The following is a 10,034-nucleotide window of genomic DNA, read 5'->3' on the forward strand; positions in this document are numbered from 1 at the left end:
TGGTTGTAGTGACCCATGATCGACAGGTTTTTCCCCGCCGCGACGATGCGTCGGAACAGCTCCAGCAGTTCGGGCGCATCCTGGTCGCTGACAAAACGCTGCGGCCAGTACGCCACGGATTTGGTGCCGATGCGGATGTTCTTCAGGTGTGGCAACTCCAGCAGCGGCTCGATGTAACCGGCCAGCGAGCGGGTGTTCATGATCATCGGGTCGCCGCCGGTAATCAGCACGTCGGTCACTTCGGTGTGCACCTTCAGGTAATTGACCAGCTCCCGGGATTCACGGGCGTTGAACTTGAGTTCTTCTTCGCCAATGAACTGCGCCCAGCGAAAACAGAAAGTGCAGTACGCGTGACAAGTCTGCCMGGCACCAGGGAAAAACAGCACGGTCTCGCGGTACTTGTGCTGGATGCCCGGCAGGACTTTGCCATTGAGGGTGACACCGTTGTGGGTCAACTGCCCGGCCGGATGCGGGTTCATGCGCCGCCAGATCGCCTCGATCCGACGCTTGATCGCCGCGCTGTCATCCAGCTCGATCAGTTGCTTGAGCGAGGCATACTCCTCCGGCAGCAACATGTCCTTGTGGGGAAAGGTCATGCGGAAAACCGGATCGTCCGGAATGTTGTTCCAGTCGATCAGCTTGCCCAGCACGTATTCGTTGGTGCGAAACGGCATGACCCGGGCCACCACGGTCATGGCCTCCTGCAATGCCGGCGTCAGCTTGTGCCAGTAGGGTGAGTCGCGGATGGTGCGCGAGTTATAGGGTTTGTAGCGTTCGTGCTCCGACAGTCCTTGCATGGCCGCGCTCCTGGTGATTGCCCTGAGTGTTGTTAGGCGATGGCCGGCGCTTTGCGCTCTATGTCCATCCACGCCCGGACGCTGTCGCGATCCCACTGGCGACGCACATACGCCGCGAGCCGTGCCGGCACCGGATCGCCGTTGGCAACCAGTCGGTTGAGCATGATTGCAAGGTCAGTGTCGGCAATGCTCCAGTCACCGAACAGATGCTCGGCGCCCTCTTCCAGCAAACGGTCGGCCACATGGAACAGACGGTCGGTAGCAGCCCGGGCTTCGTCGGACAGCGGCGTGTCCTTCTTGCCGAAATACACCAGATCAAACGGACGCTCTTTGCGCACCACCAGCAGATCGCTGCGCAGCCAGGCCTGCAGTTGACGGGCACGGGCACGCTGCTTGATGTCTTGCGGGTAAATTCTTTTTGAAGCAGGAGCGAGTTCTTCCAGATACTCGGCAATGGCTGAGGATTCCGACAGCGCAAAACCTTCGTGAACTAACACAGGAATTTTGCACGTCAGCGATAGATCGCGGTAACTTTCCAGATAGTTTTCACGCGACTTCAAGTCCAGCGTTACCAGATCAAAGGAAAGTTGCTTTTCCTTTAAAGCCACAAAAGCCGACATGGCAAAGGCACTGACATAGTCCGCCCCCAGATACAGCTTTAACTTCGCACTTCCCATAGAACACTCCATTTGCACTAAACACATTAATCCGTTGCATGTGAAGCGATCGTAGTAAGTTGCTTAAGCGCTGAACAGATACAGAAATTATCTATTTCTATCGATACAGAAATCAGAGTGTCAAATCGCCAGAGGGCATTTTTCAGGTGCGCAAAAACCAAAAAAGGGAGTCAGCGTATGCGGACTCCCTGGTGTGCAGCAGAAAGGAAATTACAGCGGGCGGGGGATCAGCCCAACGTTGTCGGCGTGGTTGGAGAGCAATGCCATCTGCGGCATGTTGCTGAGGTTGAGCATTGCCAGCGGCTCGGTGGCGCTGGTGTTGACGAAGCCGTGACGGGTCCAGGCCGGTACCAGCAATACATCCCCGGGGCCGACGATTACCTCGTCTGCATCGCCCAGTGACAAGACGCCGCTGCCGCACTGGATGACGAACAGATGCCACCAGGCATGGGCATGACCATCGAGTGTTGAACCCGGCACCAGCCATTGCATGGACACCGCCATGCCGGGCGTCAGTTGGCAACCTTCGAGAGTATTATCGTGGGCCAGCGCAATAATATCGACGTCGCTGGCCTCAAGAATCTGGCGCATATCGCTAAGTTCGGCGCCTTTCCATACGCGAGGTTTGATCGGCTGCCGATCCAGACTCTGGCGAAAATCCTTATATGAAAAAAACGCACCCTGAACGTTAGTCATCTTCTGCTTCCAACTTATTCTGCCGAATTGAGTTACCCGACCTTAGGCGAACCCTTCAACAGTGTAAAGCCGAACAACTTCATTTATAACACCGACGGTCGCAACGCCACGATCATATCAACTTCAATCGCCGCATTTTTCGGCAACTGATAAACACCGACTGTAGTGCGTGTATGTTTCCCGGCATCTCCCAGTACGTGACTGAAAACATCCGATGCGCCATTGGCGACTTCACTGAGGTCGACAAAATCTTCCGTGGATCTCACATACACCGTGACCCGAATCAACGACTTGATCTTGTCCAGCGAACCAATGGCATCAACGATCAGCGCCAATCCGCGCATCGCACTGATACTGGCGGCCGCTTGCGCATCCGCCATGTCTAGGTCCAGTCCGACCCGCCCCGGATAGTGGATTTTGCCGTTCATGCGCGGCACCAGACCGCTGATATACAGTTCATCGTGATGACGAATCAGCGGCGCGTAATGTCCGCCAGCGGTGTTCTCGCCGTAGATGTCATAGTTGAATTCCCGTGCCAGAGCGATGAAACGCTCATCACAGGTCATGTGTGCATTCATTTACGTAACCCTCTTGATCAATACTGCAAAAAACATCGATCGCTGCTGCTTGATCCACGACTCAGCCCACAGCCCTCGCCGGTGCTGCCAGGCTGGAGATCCCGACCCTTGATTCAATGGCCTCGGCCAGACGCGTCAGGTCCAGGCTGAGGCGTTCGTACTGCTCGTTGAACAACACGATGTGGCCGATGAACGAGAAGTTGTCTTTCACCAGTGCGCTGACCGAATCGCCAATGCGCTTGGTCAGCACCGCTTCCACCAATTCGATGTTCAGCGACCGGGCCAGGGCCTGGATGTCCGGTATGTCCCGCAGGATGCCGCCGGTGTTCGCTCGCAACAGGCGTATGCCGCAGTAACCGCGTGGAACTGGATCATGGTTGGCGATGTAGCCTTCCACGGCCCAGCGGACCCAGCGCTCCCACGGGTCGAAGTCGATGAACGCCTTACGGGCCAGGTCCCAGATGTGCATGCCACCGGGGCGCATGTTGGTTTCCACGGCCGAAGTGCGGTGATTGGCCCTGTGGAAAACTTCGTTGTGCCAGGCTCCGTTGTCCTGCGACACCAGCCCCGCCATGTGTCGACCGGCGGCCATCAGCCGCGCTTGTGCGTCCGCCGCCAAGGGCGCGGGCACCACTTGCTGGATCTCGGCGCGGTAGGCGCCATCGGTGGTGGTTTTTTCGGTGATCCAGGTACTTCCCGCAACATGGTCCCAGCTGTATTCACGGGCGTTCTGGATCAGTTCTTCAAGCACGATGCCGCCCTCGCGATAGGGTTTGAGGGCCTGCCATGCCTCGTCGCATTCGGATGGGTGCCGAATGACCCGGCAGCCGCGGCTGGCACCTTCGCAGGCAGGCTTGATGAACGCCTTGCCACCCAGTTCGATCACGCGCTGACGCAGTTCCGGCAGGCTCTCGATCCGGGTGGAAACGATCGGCCGGTAATCCTCGGGTGCCGCAGTGGCAGTCGCTTCGAGTTGGCGGAAAACCTGTTTGTCCAACCCCGCTCGCGCCTCGGCCGGGGTAATGCCGGGCAGGCCGAAATGGCTGGCCAGCGCCGCACCGAGCAGCACGCCGCGATCCGAAAACGGCAGCACGCCGATCAGTTTCCAGCAATCGGCATTCAGGCAACCGACCACCAGTTCGAGAGAGGCCGGTACGTCTTTCTCGGCCAGCGATGTACTGCAAACGTGATCAGCGACCTGATCGTCCTGGGGCTGAACCTGCTCGACCAGCAGGATCAGCCTGGCGTTGTACAGCGACTTGCACAGATCGCGCAGCTTCTGGATATCGTGAACCCGACTGCCGTTGTACCCCACCACTACTACGCACGAAGTCGTATCCATAAAACCCCCGACTTGCAAAGTGAAAACCGAAACGGCGATGACTCAGTCATGCAGCGACACGATTGATTTACGGTTGAGCCAGTACCAGACCAGAATCCCGCCAGCACCTATGGCTGCCAGCACCAGCGCGTTGTAGGGAGGCGGCATGACCCGCATGATCAACACGGTCAATCCGGCGCCGACGCCCAAAGACACTTCCTTGACGAACATGTTGTTCTGCTTGACCGAGAAGTAATCGAGGTGACTGAACGCGCACTCGGCAATGGACAGCAGCGCCACCCAGACCAGTGCGCCGACCAGGGTTTCGACGTGGAACGCAGCCGGTGAAGACAGCACCGCAAAACCGCCGAYGATGATCCCGATGACCGTCAACACCTTGAAGCGCCCGGTGCTCTCGATCAGTTTCATCACCGGCACTTGCGCGAATACCACCACGGCGCTGTTGAGGATCAGCATCAGGCCGTACCAGGCCGGCAACTCGCCGGTCTTGAGCAGGATCGCTTGCGGCAGGATCGAGAACACCCCAAACAGCTTGATGCCCATGATGACGCCGGCGATCACCCACGGCAGTTTGTTGCGCCAGCCGCTGCCTTCCTGGCTGGCCGGGCGTGCCACCGCGGCTTCGGTGGTGAAAGTCGCCCCCATGGCGATGGGCAGGCACAGCAGGACAAAACCGGCGGCGCCGAGAAAAAACATGGTTGGGGTCAATAGCGGCGATAGCAGGATCAAGCCAGCCAACAGGCTGCCCATGTTCATGGCCACGCGGTTATAGGCCGCGCCTTCCTTGGTCTGCGCCGCTTCGCTCTTGATCAGGTAACCGGCAATCGCGATGCCGTAGGCAAACAGCGCCGCGGCAAACATGACGACGCCCTGGTTGCGGGTGACCGCCAGCAGCACCAGGCCCATGGCGGCACACAGCAGCGTGACACTCAAGGAGCGGCGACCGAGTACCAGCAACGTCAGCGGCAGCAGTAACAACAAGGCCCGATACCCCAGGGCCAGAATGCTGTTGGTGGCGGTATCGAGCCAGACGTTGGCCTTGCCCAACACCGCGAACAGCGCCACGGCCGTGATGATTCGAATGGTGAACAACCGCAGGTTGATCACCGGTTTCGCCACGACGGCGGTCGTTTCTAAACTCATGCAGCACCTCATGAACCTTGGCGACTGAACGACCGGCAACAGGTCGACAATCCGAAAACACTCCAAAGCGATAGTAGAAAGAGATGCTTGTCTTGGTCAGAGCAAGTTCGTATAGAATCAAACGAACTTTACTGCCGGAGAGACCAGTAAAATGCAGGCTCAGCGAGCAGTGATCGCCGCTATCGAGTTCCAGCCGGGTGTGCCGCTGGTCCAGCAGATCGTCGATCAATTAACGGTGGCGATCAGTCAGGGCGGCCTGCCCCACGGCTCCAGGCTGCCGCCGATTCGCGAACTCTCCGACTTGATGCACGTGGGCAAGTCCACGGTGGTCGACGCCCTGGACCGCTTGCGGGCCAAGGGCCTGGTGGTTTCACGCCAGGGTTCCGGGCACTACGTGCACCGCTCCAGCACCACCCTGCCGGCCAACGCCGGGCCGGACCTGCTCCCGCAAGACACCCTCAGCGTGGTCCGCCGCGCGGTGCTGCTGGACAATGGTGCGCTGCGACCGGGGGCTGGTTTTTTGCCGTCCTCGTGGCTGCCTGCCGAAGAATTGCTCAAAGCCGTGCGCGGCACTCTTCGCGCGACAACCTTACGCATGGGTGAATACGGCAACGCCAGCGGTTACCTGCCATTGCGCCAGGCCTTGCGGGTCAAGATGTCGACCTTGGGCATCGAGGCGCCGGTGGAACAGATCATCACCACCGCCAACACCGTACAAGCCATCGACATGCTGATGCGGCTGCTGGTCAAACCCGGCGACACAGTGCTGCTCGACGATCCGTGTTACTTCACGATGCACACCAATCTGGCCTGGCATGGCGCCAAGGTCATCACCATCCGCCGCGACTGCGACGGCATGGACCTGGACGCGTTCGAGCAATTGCTGATCGCCCATCGTCCCGTGCTCTACATGACCAACAATGCCCTGCACAACCCGACCGGGCACTCGTTCACCTCGGCGCAGGTTTACCGCTTGGTGGAGCTGAGCCATCGCTACAATTTCCACATTCTCGAAGACGATTTGTACTGCGACATGCAGCAACGCCGGACGCCGCGCCTGGCCGCAAGCGGGCTGGACAATGTCTCTTACATCTCCGGGTTCTCCAAGACCCTGACCGCCAACAGCCGCGTCAGCTTCGCGGTGCTGTCACCGCTGCTGGCGGCGCGGATGGTGACGCTGAAAATGGCCTGCGGCGGCATGACCTCGGAAATGGCCGAGCAGATTATCTGCACCATGCTCAGCGACGGCAGCTACGCCAAACACATGCGCCGCACGGTGGACCGGCTCTACGAGTCGAACAGCCGGGTGGCCGCGTGGCTGAGCGAGGCCGGGTGTTCGGTGTCGTCGTTACCGGGGGAAGGGTTGTACATCTGGACGCGATTGCCAGAGGGGTTCAAAGCCGAGTGCCTGGCCAGAAAGGGTCTGGAAATAGACCTGGTACTGGCACCGGGAACCTTGCTCAGCAAGGCGGCGGATGCCAATCAGTTTCTCAGGTTCAACGTGGCGCACAGTGATCATGTGCAGGTGCGGGAAAGGTTTTTCCGATTGCTGGACAAGTCCCAAAAATAATCGACCACCGCCTATCCCTGTAGGAGCGAGCCTGCTCGCGATGAGGCCGTCACATCCAGCATCAATGTCGCCAGACACACCGCCATCGCGAGCAGGCTCGCTCCTACAGGGGTTTGCGGTGTCCAAACACATACCGACCAGCACAAGGCCACGATTGTGCATTCCGATAGCCACACGCTAACTTCGACCCGTCGCTGCCAATTCAGCGACCGGGCCTGAGAACCCGGGTAATATATCGGTGCCTCAATGTCGAAACACGATTACAGACTTTTTGATCTGAGTTCGTGCAATGGCGGCTGTGCGTGGGAGACCTTCGGGTCTGCCGGTTTCTATATTTCCCGGTTCTCAGCCTGCGCATAGCTGCCACCCATTCGCCTGAGAACGAATGCAGCAGCTCCACTGAAATATAGGAGTTGTTCAATGACCAATCCCCAAGACCTGAAAACCATCGGCCTCACCCCTTTCTCCTACCTCGCTAACGAACCACTGTTTCGCATCAACGCCGGTGTCCCGGTCATCAACGCCCTCTCCCACGCCTCCGACCTGCTCCACCTCGCCAAACTGCTCGCCTCAGACGCCGCCATGGTTCGCGAGTCCGACCGACACGCCTGGGCCTCGCATTTTTTGCAGGACATGAGCAAAGCAATCATCGACGACGTGGTGAAGGTGCTCAATGCACCGTGTAACAACCGCACGTAAATGAAAAAGCCCCGCGATTCTTTTGAATGCGGGGCTTTCAGTTCACAGACAGGCGCACTAATCCCAATATTGGGTCTGACCGCGCACTTTTTCTTAAGCGGGCCAAGAAAATCTTAATATTTCGGGATTTTCTCAATTTTTTCTTAAGCGGACAGATATCGAATCCGCCTGTTAGTCCGCGTCGCCGCCATCGCGAGCAGGCTCGCTCCTACAGGGATCGGTGTGCACTCAATCCAATGTAGGAGTGAGCCTGCTCGCGATGGCGGCAACTCGGTCCAGCAGAAAGCACCCAACAAAAAGCCCCGTTCTTCTCTCGAAGGCGGGGCTTTTCTTTACAGCATCCGACGCTTAAGGCGCGTACGTCAGCAGCAACTCGCTCGGCACTTTGAAGTCCAGGGACATCATCACGCTCAACGCGGTAATGGTGAAGATCGAGAACACGAACAGCTTGCGTGCCCAGACCGTGTCATCCACTGCCTTGTAGCCGGTCCAGGCCATGTACAGCCAGTACATGCCCATGGCCGCGGCGACCGCGAGGTAGCTCATGCCGGCGTAGCCGCTGAAGGTCAGCATCAAGGTCGCCACGAGGAAGGCCAGGATGTAGATCAGGATGTGCTTCTTGGCCACCTGGATGCCGCGCTTCACTGGCAGCACCGGAATCGATGCGGCCAGGTAATCGTTGAAGCGGAAGATCGCGATGGCGTAGGAATGCGGCATCTGCCACAGGCTGAACATCACCAGCAGGGTCAATGCGGCCATGTCGAAGGTGTTGCTCACCGCGACGTAACCAATCACCGGCGGCATGGCGCCCGACAGACTGCCCACCAGCGTGCCGTGAACCGACTTGCGCTTGAGGTACAGGCTGTAGAAGCCGACATAGATCACGAAGCCGATGACTGCGAACAGCGCGGCCAACGGGTTGGCCACCTTGTACAACAGGGCAACGCCGGCGACACCCAGGACGGTCGCATAGATCAGGGCCAGTTTCAGGGAGATCAAGCCCTGGACCAGCACCCGGTTCTTGGTGCGCTCCATCTTCAGGTCGATGTCGCGGTCGATGCAGTTGTTGAACACGCAACCGGAGGCAACCACCAGGGACGTGCCGATCATGGCGGCCAGGAAGATGGCCAGATCGACATGCCCTTTGGAGGCCAGGAAAAATCCGCCTGCCACAGAAAGCACGTTACCGAAAATGATCCCCGGTTTGGTGATTTGGATAAAGTGCTTGAGGGACATGCGGACTTACCTCACTTCGCCATCATGAACGTGTGGATGCTGAACATGATCCACAACGACAGGCCAACCAGCAGGACGATCACGATCGCGGCGAAGACAAACGCAATCACGTTGTTTCGTTGCGCGGCCGAACGGTCCAGGTGCAGGAAGTACACCAGGTGCACCAGCACCTGGATGAYGGCCATCGCTACGACGATCATCAGGGTGATCGACTTCGGCAGCGTCGGGTACATCACCAGACCGAACGGAATCAGGGTCAGGATCACCGACAGGATGAAACCGATGCCGTAGGACTTGACGCTGCCGTGACCGGCGTCGTGGCTGTCATGGCCATTTTGGGAATGAGCTGCGTTAGCCATTTACATAGTCCCCATCAGATAAACAACGGTGAATACGCAGATCCACACGACGTCCAGGAAGTGCCAGAACAGGCTCAGGCAGCTCAGACGGGTCTTGTTGGTCGCCGTCAGGCCGTTTTTCTGCACCTGATACATCATGATCGCCATCCAGATCAGACCGCTGGTCACGTGCAGACCGTGGGTGCCGACCAGGGTGAAGAACCCGGACAGGAAGCCGCTGCGGCTAGGGCCGTAGCCTTCGGAGATCAGCATGTGGAACTCGTTGATCTCCATGCCGATGAAGCCGGCACCGAACAGGAAGGTCATGGCCAGCCAGCCCAGGACCTGCTTCTTGTTGCCGCGGAAGAACGCCAGCATGGCGAAGCCGTAGGTGATCGAACTGAACAGCAGCAGAGCGGTTTCGCCCAGTACGTATGGCAGTTCGAAGATGTCGTGGCCCGACGGGCCACCCGCTACGTTGTTAACCAGTACCGCGTACGCCGCGAAGATCGACGCAAACAGAATGCAGTCGGTCATCAGGTAGAGCCAGAAACCGTATACGGTCATCTCGCCCGAGTCGTGGTGATGGTCATCATGCCCATGTCCATCGACATGGGTGTGTCCAGCATTGGTCACTAAGTTCGACATGGTTTAAGCCTGTTCCAACGAGGTTTCAACACGGGTGGCGGTGGCCGGGATTTTCCCTGCCGCTACCAGACGCTTGTGCTGCTCGGCTTCGATGCGCTCGATCACGTCGACCGGCACCATATAGCCTTGATCATCACGGGCCGCGTGGATCACGAAGTAGATCACGGTGCCGGCCAGGCCAGCGATCGCCAGCCACCAGATGTGCCAGATCATCGCGAAACCGAACACGGTCAACAGTGCGCCCATGACCACACCGGTGGCGGTGTTGTTTGGCATGTGGATCGGCTCGTACTTGGCCGGGGCCTTGTAC

General features: G+C 58.6%; 11 protein-coding genes and 1 pseudogene. 2 read left to right on the top strand and 10 right to left on the bottom strand.

Annotated features, from left to right (window positions below; genetic code table 11):
* From ACXRVY_RS09890 to ACXRVY_RS09915, 6 genes are all read right to left on the bottom strand, one after another.
* On the bottom strand, nucleotides 1–797 hold a 797-nt coding region (locus tag ACXRVY_RS09890; protein ID WP_458237322.1), incomplete at its 3' end, for a KamA family radical SAM protein.
* A 32-nt stretch (nucleotides 798–829) separates the two neighbouring features.
* Nucleotides 830–1,474, bottom strand: coding sequence for a glutathione transferase (gene yfcF, locus ACXRVY_RS09895; RefSeq protein ID WP_218429395.1), 645 nt, complete (start codon nucleotides 1,472–1,474; stop codon nucleotides 830–832).
* Nucleotides 1,475–1,684: 210 nt separating this feature from the next.
* Nucleotides 1,685–2,170, bottom strand: coding sequence for a cupin domain-containing protein (locus ACXRVY_RS09900; protein ID WP_223460115.1), 486 nt, complete (start codon nucleotides 2,168–2,170; stop codon nucleotides 1,685–1,687).
* Between the two features lie 83 nt (nucleotides 2,171–2,253).
* Nucleotides 2,254–2,748 (bottom strand): RidA family protein, encoded by a 495-nt coding sequence (locus ACXRVY_RS09905; protein WP_218429393.1) that lies wholly within the window; start codon nucleotides 2,746–2,748, stop codon nucleotides 2,254–2,256.
* Between the two features lie 61 nt (nucleotides 2,749–2,809).
* On the bottom strand, nucleotides 2,810–4,090 hold the full coding sequence (locus tag ACXRVY_RS09910; RefSeq protein ID WP_223460113.1) for an ATP-grasp domain-containing protein: 1,281 nt from the start codon (nucleotides 4,088–4,090) through the stop codon (nucleotides 2,810–2,812).
* Between the two features lie 42 nt (nucleotides 4,091–4,132).
* A complete protein-coding gene (locus ACXRVY_RS09915) occupies nucleotides 4,133–5,233 on the bottom strand; it encodes a hypothetical protein (RefSeq protein ID WP_458237323.1) in 1,101 nt (366 codons plus the stop codon).
* A 151-nt stretch (nucleotides 5,234–5,384) separates the two neighbouring features.
* Between ACXRVY_RS09915 and ACXRVY_RS09920 the strand changes: the two genes are divergently transcribed.
* Both ACXRVY_RS09920 and ACXRVY_RS09925 read left to right on the top strand, forming a co-directional pair.
* Nucleotides 5,385–6,803 (top strand): aminotransferase-like domain-containing protein, encoded by a 1,419-nt coding sequence (locus tag ACXRVY_RS09920; RefSeq protein WP_223460109.1) that lies wholly within the window; start codon nucleotides 5,385–5,387, stop codon nucleotides 6,801–6,803.
* A gap of 420 nt (nucleotides 6,804–7,223) precedes the next feature.
* Entirely contained in the window at nucleotides 7,224–7,502 is a 279-nt protein-coding gene (locus ACXRVY_RS09925) for a DUF3077 domain-containing protein (RefSeq protein ID WP_223460107.1), read from the top strand.
* 348 nt (nucleotides 7,503–7,850) lie between these two features.
* On the opposite strand, the gene cyoE is transcribed toward ACXRVY_RS09925, so the two are convergent.
* From cyoE to ACXRVY_RS09945, 4 genes and pseudogenes are all read right to left on the bottom strand, one after another.
* The gene (cyoE, locus tag ACXRVY_RS09930; protein ID WP_223459108.1) at nucleotides 7,851–8,738 is read right to left on the bottom strand and encodes a heme o synthase; all 888 of its coding nucleotides are present in this window, start codon (nucleotides 8,736–8,738) and stop codon (nucleotides 7,851–7,853) included.
* An 11-nt stretch (nucleotides 8,739–8,749) separates the two neighbouring features.
* Nucleotides 8,750–9,097 (bottom strand): cytochrome o ubiquinol oxidase subunit IV, encoded by a 348-nt coding sequence (gene cyoD / locus ACXRVY_RS09935; protein ID WP_458237324.1) that lies wholly within the window; start codon nucleotides 9,095–9,097, stop codon nucleotides 8,750–8,752.
* The gene (locus tag ACXRVY_RS09940; RefSeq protein ID WP_223460105.1) at nucleotides 9,098–9,724 is read right to left on the bottom strand and encodes a cytochrome o ubiquinol oxidase subunit III; all 627 of its coding nucleotides are present in this window, start codon (nucleotides 9,722–9,724) and stop codon (nucleotides 9,098–9,100) included.
* Nucleotides 9,725–9,727: 3 nt separating this feature from the next.
* A pseudogene (locus ACXRVY_RS09945) lies at nucleotides 9,728–10,034 on the bottom strand (cytochrome o ubiquinol oxidase subunit I); the annotation flags it as partial.

The organism is Pseudomonas sp. P5_A2_2 (assembly GCF_054177685.1).